This window comes from Streptomyces sp. NPDC094147 (genome assembly GCF_044764265.1).
Lineage (GTDB): Bacteria > Actinomycetota > Actinomycetes > Streptomycetales > Streptomycetaceae > Streptomyces.
On record NZ_JBIWHT010000024.1, the window covers coordinates 1 to 22,262 of the forward strand.

Annotated in this window: 18 protein-coding genes and 2 pseudogenes; 5 read left to right on the forward strand and 15 right to left on the reverse strand. The window is 71.9% G+C overall.

What is annotated here, in order from left to right; genetic code table 11:
- The 4 genes and pseudogenes from ACIQ8J_RS27465 to ACIQ8J_RS27480 all read right to left on the reverse strand — a co-directional run.
- On the reverse strand, positions 1-534 hold a 534-nt coding region (locus tag ACIQ8J_RS27465; protein WP_403607955.1), incomplete at its 3' end, for a winged helix-turn-helix domain-containing protein.
- Positions 535-591: 57 nt separating this feature from the next.
- Positions 592-1,800, reverse strand: coding sequence for an alpha/beta hydrolase family protein (locus ACIQ8J_RS27470; protein WP_403276888.1), 1,209 nt, complete (start codon positions 1,798-1,800; stop codon positions 592-594).
- Positions 1,801-2,584: 784 nt separating this feature from the next.
- A complete protein-coding gene (locus ACIQ8J_RS27475; protein ID WP_403276890.1) occupies positions 2,585-4,126 on the reverse strand; it encodes an AMP-binding protein in 1,542 nt (513 codons plus the stop codon).
- Between the two features lie 79 nt (positions 4,127-4,205).
- A pseudogene (locus tag ACIQ8J_RS27480) lies at positions 4,206-5,256 on the reverse strand (AMP-binding protein); the annotation flags it as partial.
- A 5-nt stretch (positions 5,257-5,261) separates the two neighbouring features.
- Here ACIQ8J_RS27480 and ACIQ8J_RS27485 point away from each other — a divergent pair.
- Positions 5,262-5,963: pseudogene (locus ACIQ8J_RS27485) on the forward strand (response regulator transcription factor); the annotation flags it as partial.
- A gap of 3 nt (positions 5,964-5,966) precedes the next feature.
- Here the strand turns inward: ACIQ8J_RS27485 and ACIQ8J_RS27490 are convergent.
- Positions 5,967-6,785 carry a helix-turn-helix domain-containing protein gene (locus tag ACIQ8J_RS27490; RefSeq protein WP_403276891.1) on the reverse strand — a complete coding sequence of 273 codons (819 nt, stop codon included), beginning with the start codon at positions 6,783-6,785 and terminating at the stop codon, positions 5,967-5,969.
- Between the two features lie 63 nt (positions 6,786-6,848).
- Here ACIQ8J_RS27490 and ACIQ8J_RS27495 point away from each other — a divergent pair, with 63 nt between their 5' ends.
- Entirely contained in the window at positions 6,849-8,087 is a 1,239-nt protein-coding gene (locus ACIQ8J_RS27495) for an MFS transporter (protein WP_403276893.1), read from the forward strand.
- An 81-nt stretch (positions 8,088-8,168) separates the two neighbouring features.
- On the opposite strand, the gene dmpI is transcribed toward ACIQ8J_RS27495, so the two are convergent.
- Positions 8,169-8,351 (reverse strand): 4-oxalocrotonate tautomerase DmpI, encoded by a 183-nt coding sequence (gene dmpI, locus ACIQ8J_RS27500; RefSeq protein WP_403276894.1) that lies wholly within the window; start codon positions 8,349-8,351, stop codon positions 8,169-8,171.
- 114 nt (positions 8,352-8,465) lie between these two features.
- Positions 8,466-9,350 carry a LysR substrate-binding domain-containing protein gene (locus tag ACIQ8J_RS27505; RefSeq protein ID WP_403276895.1) on the reverse strand — a complete coding sequence of 295 codons (885 nt, stop codon included), beginning with the start codon at positions 9,348-9,350 and terminating at the stop codon, positions 8,466-8,468.
- 85 nt (positions 9,351-9,435) lie between these two features.
- Between ACIQ8J_RS27505 and ACIQ8J_RS27510 the strand changes: the two genes are divergently transcribed.
- Entirely contained in the window at positions 9,436-10,095 is a 660-nt protein-coding gene (locus ACIQ8J_RS27510) for a LysE family translocator (protein ID WP_403276896.1), read from the forward strand.
- A gap of 239 nt (positions 10,096-10,334) precedes the next feature.
- Positions 10,335-10,685, forward strand: coding sequence for an SAV_915 family protein (locus ACIQ8J_RS27515; RefSeq protein WP_403276898.1), 351 nt, complete (start codon positions 10,335-10,337; stop codon positions 10,683-10,685).
- Positions 10,686-10,702: 17 nt separating this feature from the next.
- On the opposite strand, the gene ACIQ8J_RS27520 is transcribed toward ACIQ8J_RS27515, so the two are convergent.
- The 6 genes from ACIQ8J_RS27520 to ACIQ8J_RS27545 all read right to left on the reverse strand — a co-directional run bounded on the left by ACIQ8J_RS27520 (position 10,703) and on the right by ACIQ8J_RS27545 (position 18,310).
- On the reverse strand, positions 10,703-11,854 hold the full coding sequence (locus ACIQ8J_RS27520) for a winged helix DNA-binding domain-containing protein (RefSeq protein WP_403276900.1): 1,152 nt from the start codon (positions 11,852-11,854) through the stop codon (positions 10,703-10,705).
- 157 nt (positions 11,855-12,011) lie between these two features.
- A complete protein-coding gene (locus tag ACIQ8J_RS27525; RefSeq protein ID WP_403276903.1) occupies positions 12,012-13,532 on the reverse strand; it encodes a DEAD/DEAH box helicase in 1,521 nt (506 codons plus the stop codon).
- A gap of 385 nt (positions 13,533-13,917) precedes the next feature.
- Entirely contained in the window at positions 13,918-14,121 is a 204-nt protein-coding gene (locus ACIQ8J_RS27530; RefSeq protein ID WP_053726075.1) for a cold-shock protein, read from the reverse strand.
- A 362-nt stretch (positions 14,122-14,483) separates the two neighbouring features.
- A complete protein-coding gene (locus ACIQ8J_RS27535; protein WP_403276907.1) occupies positions 14,484-15,356 on the reverse strand; it encodes a polysaccharide deacetylase family protein in 873 nt (290 codons plus the stop codon).
- Positions 15,357-15,730: 374 nt separating this feature from the next.
- Positions 15,731-16,963, reverse strand: a complete 1,233-nt coding sequence (locus ACIQ8J_RS27540; RefSeq protein WP_403276909.1) for a GNAT family N-acetyltransferase — start codon at positions 16,961-16,963, stop codon at positions 15,731-15,733.
- Positions 16,964-17,032: 69 nt separating this feature from the next.
- On the reverse strand, positions 17,033-18,310 hold the full coding sequence (locus ACIQ8J_RS27545) for an MFS transporter (RefSeq protein ID WP_403276910.1): 1,278 nt from the start codon (positions 18,308-18,310) through the stop codon (positions 17,033-17,035).
- A gap of 56 nt (positions 18,311-18,366) precedes the next feature.
- Between ACIQ8J_RS27545 and ACIQ8J_RS27550 the strand changes: the two genes are divergently transcribed.
- Complete coding sequence (locus tag ACIQ8J_RS27550) at positions 18,367-19,347, forward strand: DUF5937 family protein (RefSeq protein WP_403276912.1); 981 nt, start codon at positions 18,367-18,369, stop codon at positions 19,345-19,347.
- 34 nt (positions 19,348-19,381) lie between these two features.
- On the opposite strand, the gene ACIQ8J_RS27555 is transcribed toward ACIQ8J_RS27550, so the two are convergent.
- Both ACIQ8J_RS27555 and ACIQ8J_RS27560 read right to left on the reverse strand, forming a co-directional pair.
- Positions 19,382-20,533 carry an XdhC family protein gene (locus ACIQ8J_RS27555; RefSeq protein ID WP_403276914.1) on the reverse strand — a complete coding sequence of 384 codons (1,152 nt, stop codon included), beginning with the start codon at positions 20,531-20,533 and terminating at the stop codon, positions 19,382-19,384.
- Positions 20,534-20,579: 46 nt separating this feature from the next.
- A complete protein-coding gene (locus ACIQ8J_RS27560; RefSeq protein WP_403276915.1) occupies positions 20,580-22,043 on the reverse strand; it encodes an NCS2 family permease in 1,464 nt (487 codons plus the stop codon).
- Positions 22,044-22,262 lie beyond the last annotated feature (219 nt).

A 22,262-nucleotide genomic window follows, 5' to 3' on the forward strand; every position in this document is an offset into this window, starting at 1 on the left:
CGAATCCGGCCTCGTCCTCGAAGACGATGTGGGCCCCGAGCGCCGCCGCGGTGCTTCCACCTGCGGCCACACGTCCTTCTTCCACAACTGCACTGCATCCTCGTCCCGCTCGAGTGCCCGCCTGGCCGGACACTGCCAGGACCAGCCGTGCCGGTGCAGCAAACGCCAGGTCCCCGCGACGGAACAGGAGACACGGAACCGTCTGCCGATCACGGCCCGGACCCGCTCCAAAGTCCACCGCTGGTCCTCCCAGCCGTGCGCGGCCGGCCCGCGGGCCAACTCGCTCTCGAGCAGCTCGAACTGCACATCAGACAGCTTGGGCAGTTTCGCCGGACCAGAAGACTTCAGGCCCGCCATCCCGCCCTCACGCCAGGCCCGCCGCCACCGCTCCACCGACCGCTCGCTGACCCGAAGGTCTTTGGCGATCACAGCGGTTCTCTCACCCTGGGCAAACCGTTTCCCGGCGCACAGCCGGATCTCCTCACGGACAGCCTGCCGCTCAGCGGTCAGACCCCCACCCTGCGCATACCGCATATCAACGGCATACCGCAGGGATCACCCACCGTCACCCCCGACACCAACCCGAAAACCTCAGTAGTGCTGGAAGAGTACTTCCGGATTGTTCGGCGAGGGGCCGTCCAGCAGCGGACTGTGGATCCCCTTCAGCGTCTGGTCGAAGAACGCCGTCACGTATTCGCGGGTGATCACCAACCCGCGTTCCGGGGAGAGGGGCCCCGTCGGGAACCCGGCCTGCTCCTGAAGCACGTCCAGGTCGGAGAAGCTGAAGTGGTCGGCGCCGGCGACCGTCAGCCACTTCTTGTAGCCGCCGAGGGCGGCCCAGGCCCGCCCCACGATGCCGTCGCCGCTGCCGGGCGTGTGGCCGTCGCTACCCAGCATGAGGAAGGGCCGGTTGATCTGGCCGGGCATCGGGACCGGGTGGAAGGTGCCGTCCATGTTCACTCCGGCCCGTACCCGCGGGTCGGCGATCATCGTGGCGGCCGCCGCCGCTCCGCCGAGGGAGTGTCCGGCCATGCCGATCTCGTGCTTGTCGATGAGGTGTGCCAGGCGCCACGCGGTGTTGCCGTGCGTCAACTGGTCGATCACGAAGGACACGTCCCGCCCGCGGCTGACAGCTTCGGCGTCGAAGTCGATCGTTTCCGGGTGGTCGCAGATCGCGCACGGCGGCGTCTGGCCGTTCGCCAGCGTCTCGCCGCTGTCCTCATAGGTGTGGCCGACGAGCGCGACGACGTAGCCGTGACTGGCCAGGTCGGTCGCGAGCGAGGTGAGCATCATGCGCGGGTTCTCGGACGCGGCTGAGAGGACCACCAGCGGATGCTTGCCGCGTTGCGGCCGCGCGCCGTCGAAGGCGTGAGTGGTGACGCTGGAAAGGGTCTGCGGGGTGACGCCGGTGCTCGCCGGCAACTTCCGGCGCTCGGTGATTCCGGCTGCCTCGGCGACGGTCATGTAAGGGGCCGGGGTCCCGGTCCCGGGGACGGCGGGGTAGACCAACGTGACGGTCAGTTGGCGGGGGCCGGACGACGGCACCCACGGGTCGAGGCGGCTCGTGTCGGTGAGGTGGATGATCTCCTCGCCGGCGGCGTAGGGGCCGGTCGGCGCGGGGAGCGTGCCGTGGAAGGTCCGCGTGGGCGCGGTGGCCGCGGCCGGTGCGGTGTCGAACGCGTGCGTGGCCACCGGTGTGGCCGACGGTGTGGTCGTGGCGGCGAACCCGGTGCCGGTTCCGGTGACGAGGGCGGCGAGCGCCAGCGCCGCGACAGCGCTGATACGGCGATTGCGTTTCATGGGATCGACGCTAGGTTCCGCAGCTCCGTATCGAATCAGCCCATAGATGGGTGTCGTTCGTAGCCCCCGCGAGGTACCGGAGTCATCCGCCGGGACTATGTCGTGCGGCGCGGGGTTCCCTTCGCCGGCATCGTCGAGCGCCACCTTCGTCTTGGCCTACGACGAACACGACGCCAAGCCCTACCGCTGGACCTACGACGGCAGCCCACTCAAAGCCGCATGAACCCCCGAAGGACCAACGCGGCGCTGCACTAGGCCGCGTATCGAGTCGTGATCGATCTGTGGGACTTCCCGCAGTGCATGACGTGTTCTGGTTAGGTCGTCTTCCGTGACGCGGGAGCAACTGACGGATGCGGACTGGGAGTTCGTCGAGCCGTACCTGCCGATGGCCACATTCCACTCACCAGGGGATCGACAATCCCCTGGCACGATCGTGTCCCCAGTGCCTCCGAGGCCGCTCCAGCGGGATGCCATGGGCCACCCTCAGCCGCCTCGGGCGCCCCAGTCGCCCACCTCCCCGCGTGCACAACCAGTGCACATCCACGCGGGAACTCCCCGGAAAACGCAGGTCGACGAGGGAAGCCCGGCGGAACGCATCGTGGCCCTGACCAGGGCAAAATCCCTGGTCAGAGCCACAAAGACAGACGAGTCGGGCTGTACGCCGGGGACAGTGCGGTCCCTGCAGGCTCGGCCTGTCACATCCAGGCACGTAGGCTGCGTTCGCCGACGATCACCCAATGCGGCCGACGTACGTTACATCCGGCCTCGCGTCCGGGGCCGGCGGTCAGTTGACCTCACGGTCCAGACCGGACCAGTACGGCTCACGCAGCTTGAACTTCTGGATCTTGCCGGTGGCGGTGCGCGGGATGGCGTCGCGGAACTCGACACTTGTCGGCGCCTTGTAGCCGGCCATCCGCTCCTTGCAGTGCGCGATGATGTCCGCCTCCTGGGCCGTCGCCCCTTCGGCCAGGACCACCAGGGCTTTGATCGTCTCGCCCCACTTCTCGTCGGGCACGCCGATCACGGCGACCTCGGCGACCGCCGGGTGGCTGAAGATCGTGTCCTCGACCTCGATCGACGACACGTTCTCCCCGCCGGTGATGATCACGTCCTTCTTCCGGTCGGAGATCGTCAGATACCCGTCCGCCGCGTCGATGGTGCCGCCGTCACCGGTGTGGAACCAGCCGTCCTCCAATACCGCCGCCGTCTCCTCCGGCTTGTCCCAATACCCCTCCAGCACGACGTTCGAGCGGGCGAGGACCTCACCGGAGGCAGCCACCTCCAACTTGACGCCGAGCGCCGGGAGTCCGGCCCGCGACAGCCTGCGGGCCCGCTCCTCGGCCGGCAGGCCCGCATCGGCGGGCCGGGTCCGGTTGAAGGTGAGGAGGGGGGAGGTCTCGGTGAGGCCGTAGATCTGGGTGAACTCCCAGCCCAGCTCCTCTCCCATCCGCTGGATCGTCCTGGTCGGCGGCGGCGCCCCCGCGCAGACCACCCGGACGCGGTCGCGGCCCGGGATCTCGCCCTCCCAACTCGCCGCCGCGTCAAGGACCGCGTTCCACACCGCGGGCGCCCCGCACATCAGCGTCACCCCGTGCTCGTCGACCCGGCGCAGGATCTCCGCGCCGTCGACCTTGCGCAGCACCACCTGCTTGACCCCGAGTCCGGCCATCACGTACGGCATGCCCCAGCCGTTGCAGTGGAACATCGGCAACGTGTGCATGTACACATCGCGCTCCCACACCCGGGTGTGCAGCCCGAAGGTCAGGCCGTTGACCCAGATATTGCGGTGCGTCAGCTGGACGCCCTTGGGGCGGGCGGTGGTCCCCGAGGTGTAGTTGATCGTCGCGGTGGCATCCTCGTCCGGCCTGGACCACGGGCGCGGCTCGACCCCGAACCGCATCAGCTCCGTCTCGGTCTGCTCACCCAGTACGAACCGGTGGCGCGCCTTCACGCCCGACAGCGCGTCGTCCAGCTCCGGGTCCACGAGCAGCACCGAGGCCCCGCTCTGCCGCACCAGGTACGCGACCTCCTCGGGCTTGAGGCGGAAGTTGACCGGCACACAGATCCGGCCGCTCATCGGCACCGCGAACAGCAGCTCCAGCATCCGCGTCGAGTTGTGGCTGACCACCGCCACCCGCTCGCCCTCGCCCACCCCCAGCGCGTCAAACCCCGCCTGCCACGCCCGGACCCGCTCACCCAGTCGCCCGTACGTCAACTCAGGTACCGGCGGGCCGGGTTGGTCCGGCTCGTCGACCACCCCCGGACTGGAGGAAAACCCCAGCTCCGCCCGGTCAAGGAAGTCCGCGATGGTCATCGGAATCCGCATGCACTCACTCCCGCATCCGCAACAAGGACCTGACATCCCGAGCACTACCCGGTAAGGGCCCACAGTCGTGCGTAAACGATCAGCTGTCCAGCCGCAATCGAAAACGAATGGCAGTTGATTTTGGCGTCTTCAAGACGTCGTCGGCGCGCCCGATGTACGTGATCAGCCCTCGGCGTCGCGCGAGCCGATGTCGCCGGTGCGGTAGTAGCCGCCGGCCATCGACTCGGCGGTGCGCTCGGGGTCGCCGTGGTAGCCGGTCATCAGGCCCACCGGGTCGGCCGACAAGGTCGAGGGTGATCTCGCCCTCCGCGCCACCGGCTTGCCGGCCAGCGGGTCGAGCAGCTCCACGCGGAAGCCGGGGCAGGGTCGCCCCATCGAGCCCGCCTTGAGCAACTGGCCTGGTGTGTTGGCGACTTGGACGGCGGTCTCGGTCTGCCCGAAGCCGTCCCGGATGACCACGCCCCCACTCGCGGCGCACGGTCTCGATGACCTCGGGGTTGAGCGGCTCGCCCGCCGCGACCACTTCGCGCGGCGGGGTGCGCAGCGCGCCGAGGTCCGCCTGGATGAGCATCCGCCACACCGTCGGCGGTGCGCAGAAGCTGGTGACATGCGCCGCGTCCATCTCGGCCATCAGGCGGGCCGCGTCGAAGCGTGTGTAGGTGAAGATGAAGACGGTGGCCTCGGCGTTCCACGGCGCGAACAGGTTCGACCAGGCGTGCTTGGCCCAGCCCGGCGAGGAGGTGTTGAGGTGGACGTCGCCGGGCCTGAGGCCGATCCAGTACATCGTCGACAAGTGCCCCACGGGGTACGACACATGGGTGTGCTCGACCAGCTTGGGGGCGGGCCGTGGTGCCGGAGGTGAAGTACAGCATCAGCGGGTCGTCGGCGCGGGTGATGCCGTCCGGCTCGAAGGGCCCGGCGGCGGTGTGCGAGTCCTCGTAGGCGAGCCAGCCCTCGGCGCGTGCCCCGACCGCGATCCGGGTGTAGTCGCCCGGCATCTCGGCGAACTTCGGCGCGTCCGCGGTTCGCACGATCACGTGCCGCACCCGGCCGCGCGCCACGCGGTCGCGCAGGTCGGCGGGGCCGAGCAGCGGGGTGGCGGGGATGACGACGGCGCGCAGCTTCATCGCTCAGCGGCACGGCCACCGCCGCACTGCGCGGCCCGGTCAGCTCCGCGGGCAGCGGGCTCGGCGGCAAGTCGGTGGCGCTTGCCCGGCCCTGCGCGGTCACCAACTACCGGGAGTCGCGGCACATTTCACACGAGTACGACGCGGCGGTCACCGCCGAGGGCCTGCGCTCGGTGGTCGCGGTGCCGGTGGTCGTGCGCAGGCGGGTACGCGGGGTGCTGTACGCGGCGCTGCGCGAGGCCCTGCCGATCGGCGACCGGCTGTTCGGTGCGGCGGTCGAGGCGGCGCGCGATGTCGAACAGGCCCTGGCCGTACGGGACGAGGCCGAGCGGCTGCTCACCGCGGCCGGTGAGCGGGCCGCGGACACCGGCTCCGGTGCCTGGGAGGAGGTCAGGCAGACGCACGGGGAACTGCGCGCGCCGGCCCCGCGGGTCGCCGATCCGGAGCTGCGCGCGGCGCTGCTCGGCGTGTGCGGCCGCCTGGCCGGGGCGGCCGGGCCGCGCGCCGGGCGGGCGGTGGCGCTGACCCCGCGCGACCTGGACGTCCTCGCGTGTGTGGCGTCCGGCACGACGAACGCGGCCGCCGGGGAACGCCTCGGCCTGCCCCCCGAGACGGTGAAGGGCGATCTCCGCTCGGCCATGCGGAAGCTGGGTGCGCACACCCGCCTCGAAGCGGTCGTGGCGGCCCGCCGGGCGGGGCTGCTGCCGTGAGCTTCAGGCCTTGGCGAGTTGGCGGAGGGCGTCGTGCGCGGCCGGGTCGTCGGGCAGGTAGGCCAGGAAGTGGTGGCCGGGCTCGTCGACCGCCGCGAGCTTGACGGAGCGCAGCCGCAGATCGCCCGCGACCGGATGCCGGAAGCGCTTGACGGCCGGGCGGAAGGCCGCCGTCTCCCGCTGCTCCAGCCAGCGCGCGGCACACGGGTCCGCGCTGATCTCCTCGATGATCTCGGCATACCGGGGATCGTCCGGGTGGTGGGCGGCCCGCGCCCTGAACTGCCCGAGCAGGGAACGGGCTTCGGGCTCCCAGTCGGCGAGCAGCGTGCGGCACGGCGGCCAGCGGAACACCAGCCAGAGCATGTTGCGCCGCTTGGCCGGGAGCCGTGCGAGATCGGTGAGGAGCGCGGCGTACGAGGCGTTCCAGGCGAGCAGGTCCCAGTGCGGGTCGATGACCATCGCCGGATGCGGCAGCATCGCGTCGACCAGGGAGCGCAGGTTGGGCGAGACCCAGCTCGCCGGTGCGGTGCGCGGCGGAGCGTCCTCCGCGAAGGACAGCACGTGCGCGGTCTCGGCCGGATCGAGGCGCAGCGCCCGCGCCACCGCCCGCAGCACCTGCTCCGAGGTACGCACCCGCCCCTGCTCAAGCCACGCGTACCAGGAGGTGCTGATCCCGGCGGACTCGGCGACCTCCGCGCGGCGCAGGCCGGGGGTGCGGCGGCGGGGCGCGGCGGGCAGCCCAAGGTCGGCCGGGGCGAGGCGCTCGCGGCGCGAGCGCAGGAACGCGCCGAGTTCCGCGCGGGGCTGTGGTGAGTGCGTCACGGTGTGAGTGATGGTAATCGGCTGACCGGACACGGACCTCAATCCCCCTGCTGAGCTGGGCACATGACCACTTCACCGATGGACACCCGCCACCGTGCGCGGCTGCTCGGCGCCGCCGGGTTCGTCAGCAACTTCGACCGCTTCTCGATCGCGCCGATGCTGGTGCTGATCGGCTCCGCCTTCGGTGTGCCGCTCGGCACGGCCGCGCTCGCCGCGAGCGCGTACACCCTCTGCTACGGGCTGGCCCAGCCGGTCTGGGGCGTGGCGAGCGACCGGTTCGGCCGGGTGCGGGTAATGCGCTGGTCGCTCGCGGCGGCGGCCGCCGGAGCGCTCGCCTCGGCGCTGGCGCCGGGGGCCGCGGCCCTGATCGGAGCGCGCGCGGTCACCGGGGCCTGTTTCGCGGCCGCCATCGCGGGCTCGCTGACGTACGTGGGTGACACGGTGGCGCCGTCCGGGCGGCAGCGGGCACTGGGCGGCCTGATGACGGCGTTCGCGCTCGGGACGGCACTGGCCACCGTGGTCGCCGGGGCGCTGGCCCACTGGGTGAGCTGGCGCCTCGTGTTCGCCCTGCCGGGCCTGCTCGCCGGATATCTGGCGCTCGCCCTGCGCCGACTGCCCGAGCCGGTGCGCGCACCCCGCGAGGGCGGCGCGCTGCGCACCGTGCTGCGCTCGCGCTGGCAGTGGTACGTGATGGGGGTGGCGCTCCTCGAAGGGGGCGTGCTGCTCGGCTGTTTCACCTATCTGCCGCCCGCCCTCGAATCGCTCGGCGCGGCACCGGCGACCGCGGGCGCGGTGGCGGCGCTGTACGGGATCGCGGCGATGGGCGGGGCCCAGCTGGTGCGGCGCCTCGCCGGCCGCCTCGGCCCGGTCGCGCTGATCGTGGCGGGCGGGATCCAGCTGACCCTGGCGTACGCCGTGGCCGCGCTGCACCCGTCCCTGGCGACGCTGATGCTGACCGCGCTGCTGCTGGGCGGCGGCTGGGCGTTCCTGCACTCCACGGTGCAGGCGTGGGCGACCCTGCTGGTCCCGGGCGCCCGCGCCACGGGGATCGCCTTCTTCGGGGTCGCCCTGTACCTGGGCAGCGCACTGGGCACGGGACTTGGCGCCCAGGCGGCCCAACTGGGCGCATTCCAGGGCCTGTTCGGGGCCGCTGCCGTACTCTCCGTACCGCTGACCGCACTCGCGGCGTACGGTCGCGGCCGCTACGGGGCGGACGGCCCGCCCCGCCGGGAGGGCTCCCGGCGGACGGCGGACCCGCGCCCGTCCGACCCCCGTACGGACGGGGCCCCGCGGCGGGGGTGAGGCGGCGGGTGTCCGGGGGGGGCTTGCACCCCGGGTGTCCGGTGGCTCGCGCCACCGGCCCCAACTCACCGGCACACAGGGCTACTTGTCGGCAGTCAGCACACCCGCCGCACCCCAGCTGTCCTTCGGGACCTCGTGGATCCACACCTGCACGCTCTCGGCCGGAATCTTGTACGCGTCGACGAACGCGTCCGTCACCCGCTTGACCAGCTCGCGCTTGAGCTCGACATCGCGGGGACCCTGCTGAATGGTGACGACGGGCATGACCGACTCCTCTGCCAGCGGCGGCTTCCCGGCCTTTCCGGGTCGCTCACCGGCGTGACCTCAGTCCATCGGATCCGTACCGCCCGACCAAGAGGCAGACCTCGACCGCAGCGATCAGCTTTCGTGATCGTCGCTGGTCAGAGCCGTTGAACACGCTCTCAGGAGCAGATCGGCCGTGTCCGTCGGGCGTTCGGCGTCCACCGCGAGGCCGGTCGGCAGGGCGAGGCTGGGGGCGCGGAACGGGCGGAAGGCGACCCGGGGGCTGTGCAAGACGCGGGCGTGGGCCGCGTACACCACGGTCCACAGCGGGCCGAGTCCGATCGTGGCCAGGGTGTCCTGGAGGGAGCCGCTGACCGGGCCCGGTACGGGCTCGAAGCCCGCCGCGTGGCAGGCGCCGACGACCAGGTCCACGAGAGCGGGGTTGTTGCGGCGGGCGGTGATGCACAGCGGCAGGCCCGCCAGGTCGGGCAGGGCTATCTCGTCCTGGCGGGCCAGCGGATGCGTGGCGGGGACGGCCGCGACCAGGGGTTCTTCCCACAGCGGCACGATGCGCAGGCCCGGCGCGGGCTGCCGGGAGCGGACGAAGGCGGCGTCGAGCCGGCCGTCGGCGACCCGCGCCAGGCGGTCGCTGGTGGACGCGGAGACCAGCTCGACCGCGGTGTCCGGGGCGAGCCGGGCGAACGCGGCGAGCACCCGGTCGAGGTGGTCGCCGAGTCCGGTGCTGGTACCGAGCCGCAGCGTGGCGCGTTCCCGGACCGCGGTCCGGGCCCGTTCGGCGGCGGCCAGCACCGTGCGCGCCTCCGGCAGCAGCCGCTCCCCCGCCGCGGTGAGCCGCACGTGCCGCGGCGAGCGGTCGAAGAGGTCGGCCCCCAACTCCCGCTCCAGGCGCCGCACTTGCTGGCTGACCGCCGACTGGACGATGTGCAGCCGCTCGGCGGCCCGCCCGAAGTGCAGTTCTTCGGCGACGGTGACGAAGTAGCTGAGCTGCCGCAGTTCCATGCGGCGACTGTATCCAGGGGCCACTCGCGAGCGGCCTGGCCGTGGTCCTGGGCGCGCGGGGGACGGGTGGGGTTGAATGTCGGCCATGGTGTCGACCGACCGCTTTCTCGCCTTCGCGGCGATGTCCCTGCTGGTGATCGTGATCCCCGGGCCGAGCGTGCTGTTCGTGATCGGCCGCGCCCTCGCGCACGGCCGCAGGACCGCGCTCGCGACCGTCCTCGGCAATGTCGTGGGCTCGTACGGGCTGGTGTGCGCGGTGGCGCTCGGCATCGGTGCGCTGGTGGAGCGTTCGGCGGCCGTGTTCATGGTGGTGAAACTGGCGGGCGCCGCGTATCTCGTCCTGCTCGGGGTGCAGGCGTACCGGCACCGCAAGGACATGCGGCTGGGGGTGGCCGCCATCGGCGAGACTGCGGCCGCGGTCCGGCCGGCCCACGGCGACCTGCGGACCGTCGCGGACGGCATCCTGGTGGGCGTCACCAACCCCAAGGGCATCGTCTTCTTCGCGGCGGTGCTGCCGCAGTTCGTGGACCACTCGGCCGGGCACCTGCCCGCCCAGATGCTGCTGCTCGGCCTGGCCCCCATCACCATCGGCCTGGTCACGGACACCCTGTGGGGCCTGGGCGCCTCGGCGGCCCGCGGCTGGTTCGCGCGCTCCGAGCGGCGCCTGTCGATGATCGGCGGCGCGGGCGGCTTCGCGATGATCGGTCTCGGCGTGACGGTCGCGGCGACGGGCCGGGCGGACTAGGCGGGCGGATGGATCACTGCGGGTGCCGCCACCCGGTGGGGTGAACGCGGCGCACGGGCCGCCGCCACCCGCCCGGCCGGCCCCTCCGCGCCGACCTGCGCCAAGCGCGCGTCAAAATCGCGCGCGCCGGGGTCAACGCCGCGTCATGGTGTGACGCCACGCCCCCGGTGCGGGCATAGCTTCGGAAGGTACGGCCGCATCACGCGCACGGCATCAGAACTCCCGCACCGGAGGACACCATGCTCAGCCTCACCATCGAGGACGCCGACCCCGAAGAACGCCGCCCGGCAGGGCCGCTGTACGTGCCGGTTCGGCTCGGCTCTGCCGGAGGACACCAACTGCGCTTCCTGCGCGACGAGTTCGGCGTGCGCACCGCCGTCGGATTCACCAGCCCGGACCGGCTGAACGCCGTCCTGGGCGGCGACCAGTCCTGGATCCGGCTCGCCGAGCCCGCCCTGAGGGCGCTCTCGGCCCCGCTCGGGGTGACCCGTGTGACGGTCGACCCGCTGCTCTCGCCACCGCCCGCGCCCCGGCGGCACGGCCACGCCGTATCCGGATGCGCCCGCCGGGACCACGCCCTGAGCCACTAGTCGGCCCACCGGCTGCCCTAGCCCGCGAACTCCCCGAACCGCACGTCGTACGAGGTGGCCGACGTCATGTCGGCGAGCAGTCGCGCGCCCTCCTCGGCCACCTCGGCGCGCCGCGCCCTGCCGAGCTCGCCGAACGGCTGGACGGTGAGGACGGCGGCCCCGCCCTTCGGCTCCTCGATGCGCCAGATTCCGGCGAGGAAGCCGTCGAGGAGCAGCGTGCGGTGGGCCTGGTTGCCGTTCGAGTTGCGGCCGCGGTACTCGGCCGGGATCACCCGGGCGCGGTCGGCGTGCGACAGCAGCAGGTTGTCGAACTCGGGGAGGAAGCGCGGCGGCGCCGGAACGCTCTCGTCCGGCCTGGCCGCGTCCGGCAGATCGAAGAGCTCGACGCCGTTCTCGTCCTGGAAGACGGCGAGTTGGGACCGCAGGCGTTCGAAGGCCGCGCCGAGCCGGGTGAGCCCGGACCAGGTCTGCATGTCCTTGACGGAGGCCGGGCCGAAGGCGGCCAGGTAACGCAGTACGGTCTCGTCGGGTGCGGGCGCGGGCCCGGGTGTGCGGCCGAGCCAGTGCTCGACGGTGGTGAGCGCGACCTGCCCGCTGCGGCCCCACAGTCCGCGCGGGGTGACCTGCACCAGGGGGAGCACACAGCGGGCGGCCACGGACAGCGCGAACGGATCGGCGTCCGGCCACTCCTTGAGGAGCACCTCGCGGAGCTCCTTCATGGTGTACGGCCGCTCCTCGACGAGCGTGCGCGCGATGGTACCCAGCCGGTCCAGGTCGACACCGGCGAGCCCCGCGCGGAAGTTGTTCAGCTCCCGGTCCCGTGCGGCCTGCACCAGCGGGCGCAGGGTGAGGGCGTCGTCCGCCGTGTGCGTGTGGATGGTGGACCGCATGGTGACGATCCGCACCACGTCACGCGCCTCCATCAGCTTGGAGAGCGCCTCCGGCCGGAACCCGGCGAGGCGCGACCAGAGCGCGAAGTACGGCGGCTTCACGTTCTGCGCCTGGAGCCCGAGCAGATGCGCGACGGCTTCCCTGGGCGAGAGCGAGTCACTGCGCCGCAGCAGGAGCTGCCGGTCGAGCGTGGCGCGATTCAGGGCACGGGCCGAGAGCACGGGGTGAGCGTGCCTGGGGCGCCGCGGGCTGGTCGTGGTACCGGTCTTCGAGGGCATGGGGTGCACGCTACCGAGCGCCCCCCGGGACCGCGTGATCAGTGTTCGCCCTTACGCACCCCGGCCCGGCCAACGCCCCGCCCCCATGTGCCCGCGGAATCAGGCGAGTTGAGTGCTGGGGTGACCGGTCACGGTGTCGCCGGCCACCCCGTGGGGGTCAGGCGGCTCGGCGGATCCGGGCGGCCTTGCGGGCCTCGGCGAGCTCGCGGGATTCGCCCGCGCGGCGCGAGGTGCCGGTGCGGCCGGACTGGCCTCGGGCGGTGCCGCGGCCGCGGAAGGGGGCCTGGCCGCGCTGGGGGCGGTCCGCCGGCGGCGCGGACGGGCCGATGGGGATGCCGGAGGGGGCCTTGGCGCCGGTGATGCGGCTCAGTTCCGCCTCGCCGGAGCGGACCTGGGTGATGGTCGGAGTGATCCCGGCGGCCATCATCAGGCGGCTCATCTCGCGGCGCTGGTTGGGCAGGACCAGGGTGACGACACTGCCGGACTCACCCGCGCGGGCGGTGCGGCCGCCGCGGTGCAGGTAGTCCTTGTGGTCGGTCGGCGGGTCGACGTTCACCACGAGGTCGAGGTTGTCGACGTGGATGCCGCGCGCCGCGACGTTCGTGGCCACCAGGACCGAGACGGCGCCGGTCTTGAACTGGGCGAGGGTGCGGGTGCGCTGCGGCTGGGACTTCCCGCCGTGCAGCGCGGCGGCCCGCACACCGCTCTGGAGCAGGTGCTTGGTGAGCTGGTCGACGGCGTGCTTGGTGTCCAGGAACATGATCACCCGGCCGTCGCGGGCCGCGATCTCGGTGGTCGTGGCGTACTTGTCGGCGCTCTGCACGTGCAGTACGTGGTGTTCCATCGTGGTGACCGCACCGGCCGAGGGGTCGACGGAGTGGACCACCGGGTCGTGCAGGTAGCGCCGGACCAGGAGGTCCACATTGCGGTCGAGCGTGGCCGAGAACAGCATCCGCTGGCCGTCCGGGCGCACCTGGTCGAGCAGCTCGGTGACCTGCGGCATGAAGCCCATGTCGGCCATCTGGTCGGCCTCGTCGAGGACGGTGATGGCGACCCGGTCCAGGCGGCAGTCGCGGCGCTCGATCAGGTCCTTGAGGCGGCCCGGCGTGGCGACGACGACCTCGGCGCCGGAGCGCAGCGCGCCGGCCTGGCGGCCGATCGACATGCCGCCGACGACGGTGGCCATCCGCAGCTTCAGTGCGCGGGCGTACGGGGTGAGGGCGTCGGTGACCTGCTGGGCCAGCTCGCGGGTGGGCACCAGGATCAGGGCGAGCGGCTGCTTGGAGTCGGCGCGTCGTCCCGCGGTGCGGGCCAGCAGGGCGAGGCCGAAGGCGAGGGTCTTGCCGGAGCCGGTGCGGCCGCGGCCCAGGACGTCGCGGCCCGCGAGGGAGTTCGGCAGGGTGGCCGCCTGGATGGGGAACGGCTCGTTCATGCCGAGGCCCGCGAGCAGGTCGAGCACCTCGGTGGGCAGGTCGAGCTCGCCGAAGCCCGCGACCGGGGGCAGCGCGGGGGTGATGGTGACGGGCAGGGCGAACTCGCCCTGCGGTGCGGCGGGCCTGCGGGCGCCGCCGGAGCGGCCGGAGCCCTGCGGGCGGAAACGGGCCCCGCGGTCGGCGCCGGTGGAGCCGCCCTTGCGGGAGCCGGAGTAGCGGTCGTTCGTGCGAGCTGAACGGTTCAAGGAGAACCTTCCTCGATATGGCACGTATCGAGGGACTCCCGGCGAAATTGTGCGGCCGGGACATCGCAAGAACGAGCCGAAAACAGAAGTCGAATTCTGATCCGGCCGCACTGGGGCGCGGAAATTCCCCGCCCAGTGTCGGAATGCCGGGCAGCCGCCGCCGCGGAGGGCGGACGGGCCGGATCAGGACAGCGGGCTGAGCCGCGCCGGGCCGGGGCCTGGGCGGTTCGTCCGCTGGGTGGCGGGACGCGGGGCGGTGCCCGGTGTCCCGCGGGCCGTGAAAGGACGCCGTCGCGGTGGGACGGCGGGCCCGGTGAAACAGCAACGAGCTGGGGCCCGCACCGCAAGGTGCGAGCCCCAGCCGCGTTCAGAAAACGCCTCAGCGTCAGGCAGGCGTGATGTTCTCGGCCTGCGGGCCCTTCTGGCCCTGCGTGACGTCGAAGTTCACCTTCTGGCCTTCCTGAAGCTCACGGAAGCCAGAGGAGGCGATGTTCGAGTAGTGGGCGAAGACGTCCGGGCCGCCACCCTCCTGCTCGATGAAGCCGAAGCCCTTTTCCGCGTTGAACCACTTCACGGTGCCAGTAGCCATGTCATATCTCCTTCGGGGCAATGCCCGGGGGTCCGCACTGTGCTGACCCCGTTGTTACTGTGATGATTGCCCCGTCCGGAAAAAGCACCGGAAATACAAAAGCGCCCGACGGCATAAAACCGTCAAGGCACTTGAAGTCTTTGGGAACCACAACTGCAACTGGGGCCAACCGTAGCACGGATCTGCCGGGTTGGCACGGCAAATACTACTATTTCGCCCGCCTCGCCAAAAAGCCTTGCCGTACGGTGCGTAAATTTCTGTGGTCGCGGTGACAAATATTTCCTCCGACGCTGCCCGGCGGGCCCGCAACAGGGCGTCGAGGCCGACCAGTTGGACGGCCTCGCGCTTGATCCTCGGCGGGCTCAGACCTTCGGGAAGCTGAACACGTACCCCTGCTGCCCGAGCCACGGAAGCAGTTCCTTCAGGGCCGCGACCGTCTGGGCGCGGTCGCCGCCGCCGTCGTGGAAGAGCACGATCGGGCCGTTCTTGAGTTCCTGCTTCACCGTCTGCACGATCTGCGCGGTGCCGGGCTGCTTCCAGTCCTTGGTGTCGACGTTCCAGCCGAGCGGCCGCATCCCGTGGGTGGCGGCGATGTGGCGGTTGTCGGGGGTGAAGGCGCCGCCGGGGGCGCGGAAGTACTGGACCTTGGCGCCGCCCGCCGCGTCCTCGATCATCTTCTGGGCGTCGAGCACCTGCGCGCTCTGGTAGGGCACGGGCTTCTTGTTCATCTGCTCGTCGTGGCTGACCGTGTGGTCGCAGAGCCGGTGGCCGTCCGCGACGACCTGCTTGACCAGGCCGGGGTTGGCCTGGGCCTGCGGGCCGATCATGCAGAAGGTGGCCTTGACGCCGTACTGCTTCAGGACGGCGAGGATCTTCGGCGTCCAGACCGGGCTCGGCCCGTCGTCGATGGTGATCGAGACGGACTTGCCGCCGCTCTCCGTGGCGTGGTCTATCGACTCGGCTATCGCGCCGGCGGGGGGCACGGCGGGCCCGGTGGAATCGGCGGAGCCGTCCGTTCCGTCCGGTGCGCTGTCGTCGCCGCTCACGCCGTGGGATCCCGCCGGCTTGTCGTCGGACTCGCCCGGGGCCTTGGAGGAGTGGGCGAGGGCCGGGCCGGGGCCCTCGGAGGAGGTGTCGTGGCCGAGGAACACGACGGCTGCCACGCCGCCGGTCAGTACAGCGGCCGTAGCTGCGGCCATCACGATGCGGCGTGTGTGGGCAGTCAGACGCGCCATGGTTTTCCCCATCCCCTCGGTACATGCCGGTACGGCAGCGGAGCTTCACCGGTCCGCCACGATCGCACGATCGCGCTCGAATCCCGAAATGTGAACTCTCCGGCCGGGTATGGACGGAAAATACCCGATTCCGGGCAACTCCATTGATGTGCAAGGAGGTTGACGCGACCTCAGTGGTGTGAGGGGTTCGGTTCGGCTGCCGCGCGCCGGGACTTTGGTCCCTAACGCGCAGGCAAAGACCCCGCCAAGGGGGTTCCCGGTTCCCGCTCCGAGCAGGCGATTCGCCACAGGACCATGGACCCGGGCCGGAACGGGACGGGACGAGACGCTCGTCACTCCGGCGCGGGAAGCCCCCGCTCCCCCGTCCCGGCCGGTCAGAACTCGTCGACGGTGTGCGGGAGTTCCGGGGTGCGCAGCGCCGCGTCGAGGGCCGCCGCCGCGCCCGGGGTGTGCTCGGTGACCAGACCCGCGAGAACCAGGCGGCGGGCCTCGGTGCCGCCGAGGTAGCAGGCGGCCAGCTCGCGCACGTCGAGGCCGAGGTCGGGCGCGGCCGCCGTCGGCTCGTACGTGCACCCGTGCGCGGAGACCGTCAGGCGGAAGCGGCCCGCGTTGGCCGGGATGCGGTCGTCGCGGACCTCCAGGACGAGGGAGGCCTCGGCCGCCCAGGAGCGTGCGGTGAGCGCGGCGCGTACGTCCACGAGGCGGATCCACAGCGCCGGGAACTCGGCCACGGCCTTCACCTGGTCGCGGTCGGCGGCGAAGAGCAGCAGCGGGTCGTCCGGCGCGATGCCCCAGGCGCGGACGGTGCCGGTGAGGTCGATGCCCGCGAGGTAGTTCCACAGCGCGGCCTCGCCCGCCGGGGTGTCGGCCTCCAGCTCGGCGACCTGGACGGTGCCGGGCTTGGCCGGGTCGTCCTCGCGGCGGGTGCGGTAGACGGCGTACCCGGCGAGCGGTTCGTCGACGGCGCCGAGGCCGACGATGCGGGGCGGGCCGAGTTCCTCGTCGTCCTCGTCGGTCTCGGGCAGCCACTCGCCGCGCCAGCGTCCGGTGTCGCGCGCGATCCGGCCGGCCCGGCGGGTGCGGGTCGCCTCGTAGTAGGGGCCGAGTTCGGCGGGCGCGTCGTCGGGGTCGATCAGGCGCAGGGGGCGCCGGTCCGGGTCGATGCGCAGGGCGAGCGGACGGGTCGAGTTGATCTCGACGGAGGTGCCGTGGGTGCCCGCGCCGAAACCGAAGCGGCCGTAGATGGCGGCCTCGGAGGCCCAGAGCGCGACGATGGGCCGGGCGTGCTCGGCGCAGCGCCGGAACAGTTCGGCGATCATGCCGGAGAGCACGCCGCGGCGGCGGTGGGTGGGGGCGACGGACACGAACGTCAGCCCCGGGCAAGGGAGTTCACCGCCCGGAATGGACAGCGTGAAGCGGTGGGCGACGAGAAAACCGACGAGCGCGTCGCCGTCGTACGCTCCGACCCGGTCGCAGCGCAGCACCATCGCGCGGTGGTACTCGCGCTTCTCCCTCTCGTCCGGCCGGTCGTGGAAGACGAGCCACCAGAGCTCCAGGGCGCGGTCGACGTCGGACTCGGGCACGTCACGGAACTGGAGCTCGCTCATGCGGCGACCCTAACCCGGCCGAAACGGGAGTTCACTCGGATATCGGCCGGATCGGGGAGCCTTGGGGCCTCACCCGCCCGGCTGCTCCACGGCTCCGGCCGCCGCTGGTTGCACGGCTCGGGGCCGTGCCGGCTCCGGGGTGCCGGCCGCCCGGCCCGCCACCGGGACCGTGACCGTGCCCGCCGCCAGGAACAGGGCGCCGAGCGCCACCCAGCCCGCCACGCCTCCCCCGGTGACCAGGACCGCGACAAGCAGCGGGCCGCCCGCCCTGGCGAGGTCCGCCCCGAGGCCCCAAGCGCCCAGGTACTCACCCTGCCGCTCCGGCGCGGCAAGTCCGTACGAGATCCCCCAGCCGCTGGCCGAGGAGAGCAGCTCACCCGCCGTGAGCAGGGCGACCCCCACGGCGAGGACGGCGATCGCGGCGACCGGCGTCAGGGCCGCGGTCGTCGCGGTCACGGCGCACGCGGCGAGCAGCGCCAGGCCCGCCCGGCGGCCGGCCACCGCGGCCCCCGCGACGGTGTCGCTGCCGCGGGCCGCGCGTACCTGGAGCAGGATCGCCAGCGCGGTGTTGAGCAGCATGAGTCCGGCGATCGACCAGCGCGGCGCCTCGGTGCGCTGCGAAATCCACAGCGGCAACCCGATGTTGAGGACATCGGCGTTGACGTAGAGAAGCCCGGAGAGTGCGGCCAGGAACAGGAACCGGCCGTTACGCAGCACGCCGCGCCGGCCCGGACCGGGCGCGCCGCCGACCCGTTTCCCTTCCGGCATCCGAAGCAGCACGCCCGCGACCACCATGTACGAGAGGCAGTTGCCGAGGACGAGGCCGTTGTACCCGGCGCGCGAGTCGACAGCGAGCGCCGCGCCGGCACCCAGACTGCCCAGCGAGAAGCCGATATTGAGCATGACCCGGCTGTACGCGCTGACCGCGACCAGGGCCGTGGCGTCGGCGAGCTGGGCGAGGTAGGCGTTCTTGACCGGCCTGGCGGCGCTTTCGGCCAGGGAGATCACGCAGACGACGGCGAGGAAGCCCGCGAAGGAGCCGACGAACAGATAGCCCGCGAAGGCCACGGCACGGACCAGGACGGTCGCCAGGTAGACGCGGCGGTGGCCGAGCCGGTCGCCGAGCCGTCCGGCCGGGACGGCCACGGCCGGGCCGAGCAGCGCGGCCACCGTGAGCCCGAGGCCGACCTGGGCCGCGCCGAGGCCGACGACGCGGGTGAAGAAGATGATGGCGCCGGTGTGGAAGAGGCCGTTGCCGATCCAGTCGACCAGCGTGGTGACGGCGTAGGCGCGCAGCGGACCGCGGGGCGGCAGCAGTGCTGCCGCCCCGGTGGAAGTGGAGGACATGCCCCCTACTCAACGGCCTTGGGCGAAGGATCGACAGGGATTTAGGCTCAGCCTCAATGCTCAGCTACCGACTCGGCGTCGACGATCTCGCCGATATGCGTTTCGCCTGCTCACCGCTACTGGAAACGGCCACCAGTCTGTGGGCCCTCAAACGACCCGACAAATACGCGCTGCACCTTCCGTGGGTACGGCGGACCCGGGAGGCCCTGAGGTCTCCGGGTGTCCCGGACACCGGTCTGCTCCGCGAACTGGCGGTGGGCGGCAGCGGCTGGATCCCCGACTTCATCACCCCGCGCCCGGATTCTCCGCTGCCGGATGTCGCCGACGAGCTGCGCAGGGTGCGGGCCACTCCCCCGGCCAAGGCGCTCGCCGATGTGCGGGCCGCCTACGCGAGCCGTCCGCTGCCGCCGCGACTCGCTCAACTGGCCGACGATCCCCGGCAGTTGAGGGATGCGATCGCGGATGTGGTGGAGGCGTACTGGGAGTTGGCGATCGCCCCGCACTGGTCGCGGATGCGGGCGGTGCTCGAAGCGGACATGGTGCACCGGGCGCGGCTGCTCGCCCGGGACGGGGCCGCCGCGCTGCTCACTTCGCTGGATCCGAGCGCGACGTGGCGGGACGGCCGGCTGACCCTGTTCGTCCACCGGGATCTGCACCTGGCCGCGACGGTCGACGGGCGCGGGTTCTGGCTGGTGCCGACGTTGTTCGCGCAGCATGCGATCAGTCCGTTGGGGCCCGAGGAGGCGCCGGTGATCTCGTATCCGGCGCGGGGTACCGGCACGCTCTGGGAGACTCGGCCGCCGAGGCCCGCGGGGGCGCTGGCCTCGCTGGTGGGGCGCCCGAAGGCTGCGCTGCTGCTGTCCCTGGCGGGCCCGGCGTCGACGACCGAGCTGGCCCGCCGGCTCGGCGTCACGGCGAGCGCGGTCTCGCACCACCTGTCGGTGCTGCACCAGACCGGTCTGGTCAGCCGCGCCCGCGCGGGACGGGTGGTGCTGTACGCCCGCACGGAGCTGGGCGAGCAACTCGCGCGCGACTGACCGGGCGCGTACGCCCTAAGGGGTGTCCGGCCCCCTAGGCCACCGACCCGATGCGGCCCACCGGCGTGTCCGAGGCGTCGTGGTGGATCGGGGTGTGGGCGCCGGTCAGGGAGACTCCGCTGCCGCCGCGGCGGTTGGCGACGATCTCCGCGGCGATCGACAGGGCGGTCTCCTCGGGGGTACGGGCGCCGAGGTCGAGGCCGATCGGGGAGCGCAGGCGGGCCAGTTCGAGCTCGGTGACGCCGACCTCGCGCAGCCGCTTGTTGCGGTCCAGGTGGGTGCGGCGGGAGCCCATCGCGCCGATGTAGGCGACCGGCAGTTTCAGCGCGGTCTCCAGGAGCGGTATGTCGAACTTGGCGTCGTGGGTGAGGACGCACAGGACCGTACGGGAGTCGGTCTGCGTGCGCTCCAGGTACTTGTGCGGCCACTCCACGACGATCTCGTCCGCCTCGGGGAAGCGGGTCCTCGTCGCGAAGACGGGCCGGGCGTCGCAGACGGTGACGTGGTAGTTCAGGAACTTGCCGACCCTGACCAGGGCGGCGGCGAAGTCGATGGCGCCGAAGACGATCATCCGGGGGGCCGGGACGCTCGATTCGACCAGGACGGTCAGCGGCTCGCCGCACAGCCGGCCGTCGGCGCCGAGGGAGATCGTGCCGGTGCGGCCCGCGTCGAGCATGGCGGTGGCCTCGTCGGCGACCGCGCGGTCCAGCTCGGGGTGTCCGCCGAGCGCGCCCTCGTACCGGCCGTCGGGGTGGACGAGCAGGGCGCGGCCCATCAGTTCGGCGGGGCCGTCGGTGATCCGGGCGACGGCGGCGGCCGCGCCGTGTGAGGCGGCGGCCAGGGCGGCGGCGAACACCTCGCGGGCGGGCGAGTCTGCGGCGACCGGGGTGACGAGTATGTCGATGACGCCGCCGCAGGTCAGACCGACCGCGAAGGCGTCCTCGTCGCTGTAGCCGAAGCGCTCCAGGACGGTTTCGCCGTCTTCGAGCGCCTGCTGGCACAGATCGTAGACAGCGCCCTCCACACATCCGCCGGAGACCGAGCCGATGGCCGTGCCGTCGCTGTCGACGGCGAGCGCGGCACCCGGCTGCCGGGGCGCGCTGCCGCCGACCGCCACCACGGTGGCCACGGCGAACTCGCGTCCCTGCTCGACCCACCGGTTGAGCTCTTCGGCGATGTCCAGCATGTTCGGTCTCCTTACGGATGTGTGGAGGGCGTCGGCGGCACGGCCGCTACTTGACGCCGAGCCAGCTCTCGATGGGATGAAGGGCGAAGTAGATCGTGAAGACCGCGGTCAGGGCCCACATGAACCCGCCGATCTCGCGCCACTTGCCCTGGGCCGCCTTGATGACGGTGTAGGCGACGACGCCCGCGCCGACACCGGCGGTGATGTTGTACGTGAACGGCATCAGCGCCACGGTGAGGAACACCGGGATGGACACCGAGCGGTCGCTCCAGTCGACGTGCTTGGCGGCGCTCATCATCATCGAGCCGATGACGACCAGGGCGGCGGATGCGACCTGGGCCGGGACCAGCTGGGTGACCGGGGTGAAGAAGAGGCAGGCCGCGAAGAAGAGGCCGGTGACGACCGAGGAGAGGCCGGTACGGGCGCCTTCACCGGCGCCGGAGGCGGACTCGATGAACACGGTCTGGCCGGAGGCGCCCGCGACGCCGCCGATCGCGCCGCCCGCACCGTCGATGAACAGCGCCTTGGACAGGCCCGGCATGCGGCCCTGGTCGTCGGCGAGCTTGGCCTCCTGGCCGACGCCGATGATGGTGGCCATGGCGTCGAAGAAGCCGGCCAGCACAAGGGTGAAGACGATCATGCCGACGCTGATGGCGCCGATGGAGCCCCAGCCGCCGAACTCGACGTGGCCGAAGAGGCCGAAGTCGGGCGTGGAGACCGCGCTGCCGCTGAGGCCGGGGGCGGTGCCGCCCCAGTCCGCGTCGGTCAGGCCCGCGGCCTTGGTGACCACGAAGGCCAGGACGCTGCCGGAGACGATGCCGATCAGGATCGCGCCGGGGACCTTGCGGGCCTGCAGGGCGAAGATCAGCAGCAGGGTGACCGCGAAGAAGAAGACGGGCCAGCCGACGAGCTGGCCGGTGGCGCCGAGGGTGACCGGCGGTCCGTGGTCCGGGCCCCGGCCGACGAATCCGGCCTTCACCAGGCCGAGCAGGGCGACGAACATGCCGATGCCCATGGTGATGGCGTGCTTGAGCGCCAGCGGGATGGCGTTCATGATCATCTCGCGCAGGCCGGTGACGACAAGCAGCATGATCACGACGCCGTACATGACACACATGCCCATGGCCTGCGGCCAGGTCATGTTGGGGACCACCTGGGTGGTCAGGGCCGCGGAGACGTTGAGTCCGGCGGCGAGTGCGAGCGGAACCTTGCCGATGAAGCCCATCAGCAGCGTGCTGACCGCGGCCGCGAGTGCGGTGGCGGTCACCAGGCCCGCGTGGCCCAGCGTGTGCTTGTCGACGTCGGGCGTCGACAGGATCAGGGGGTTGAGCAGGAGGATGTAACACATCGCCATGAAGGTGGTGATGCCGCCGCGCACTTCCTGCGCGAGCGTGGACCCTCGATCGGATATGTGAAAGTACCGGTCGAGCCAAGACCTGCCGGCGGCGGGACGAGAGCCGGAGCCCGCGTCCTCGGCGGTGGTCTTGGGCTCCACAGACTGCTGGGTCATGGTGCCTACTCCCAAGGTTCACAGGGGCACCCGCATAAGACTCGATCAGTCAGACAAGCTGCGGGATTTGGGATGGTGCGTGGGCTGCACGACCCGGGGGACGGCCCGAGACGAACGGTGTCTGCTTGCTGCGGGGGTACCGGCATCGGTACCGCAGTGCAGATTGCTACGGGTGTTGCTGGTGTTGCTCAGGTAGGACATGTGGTGCTGGTACTGCTG

Coding starts and splice junctions, on each gene's coding strand:
- ACIQ8J_RS27470 (WP_403276888.1), bottom strand. CDS start 1,800: ATGAAACGCAATCGCCGTATCAGCGCTGTCGCGGCGCTGGCGCTCGCC.
- ACIQ8J_RS27475 (WP_403276890.1), bottom strand. CDS start 4,126: ATGCGGATTCCGATGACCATCGCGGACTTCCTTGACCGGGCGGAGCTG.
- ACIQ8J_RS27495 (WP_403276893.1), top strand. CDS start 6,849: ATGACCACTTCACCGATGGACACCCGCCACCGTGCGCGGCTGCTCGGC.
- dmpI (WP_403276894.1), bottom strand. CDS start 8,351: ATGCCCGTCGTCACCATTCAGCAGGGTCCCCGCGATGTCGAGCTCAAG.
- ACIQ8J_RS27505 (WP_403276895.1), bottom strand. CDS start 9,350: ATGGAACTGCGGCAGCTCAGCTACTTCGTCACCGTCGCCGAAGAACTG.
- ACIQ8J_RS27510 (WP_403276896.1), top strand. CDS start 9,436: ATGGTGTCGACCGACCGCTTTCTCGCCTTCGCGGCGATGTCCCTGCTG.
- ACIQ8J_RS27515 (WP_403276898.1), top strand. CDS start 10,335: ATGCTCAGCCTCACCATCGAGGACGCCGACCCCGAAGAACGCCGCCCG.
- ACIQ8J_RS27520 (WP_403276900.1), bottom strand. CDS start 11,854: ATGCCCTCGAAGACCGGTACCACGACCAGCCCGCGGCGCCCCAGGCAC.
- ACIQ8J_RS27530 (WP_053726075.1), bottom strand. CDS start 14,121: ATGGCTACTGGCACCGTGAAGTGGTTCAACGCGGAAAAGGGCTTCGGC.
- ACIQ8J_RS27535 (WP_403276907.1), bottom strand. CDS start 15,356: ATGGCGCGTCTGACTGCCCACACACGCCGCATCGTGATGGCCGCAGCT.
- ACIQ8J_RS27540 (WP_403276909.1), bottom strand. CDS start 16,963: ATGAGCGAGCTCCAGTTCCGTGACGTGCCCGAGTCCGACGTCGACCGC.
- ACIQ8J_RS27545 (WP_403276910.1), bottom strand. CDS start 18,310: ATGTCCTCCACTTCCACCGGGGCGGCAGCACTGCTGCCGCCCCGCGGT.
- ACIQ8J_RS27550 (WP_403276912.1), top strand. CDS start 18,367: ATGCTCAGCTACCGACTCGGCGTCGACGATCTCGCCGATATGCGTTTC.
- ACIQ8J_RS27555 (WP_403276914.1), bottom strand. CDS start 20,533: ATGCTGGACATCGCCGAAGAGCTCAACCGGTGGGTCGAGCAGGGACGC.
- ACIQ8J_RS27560 (WP_403276915.1), bottom strand. CDS start 22,043: ATGACCCAGCAGTCTGTGGAGCCCAAGACCACCGCCGAGGACGCGGGC.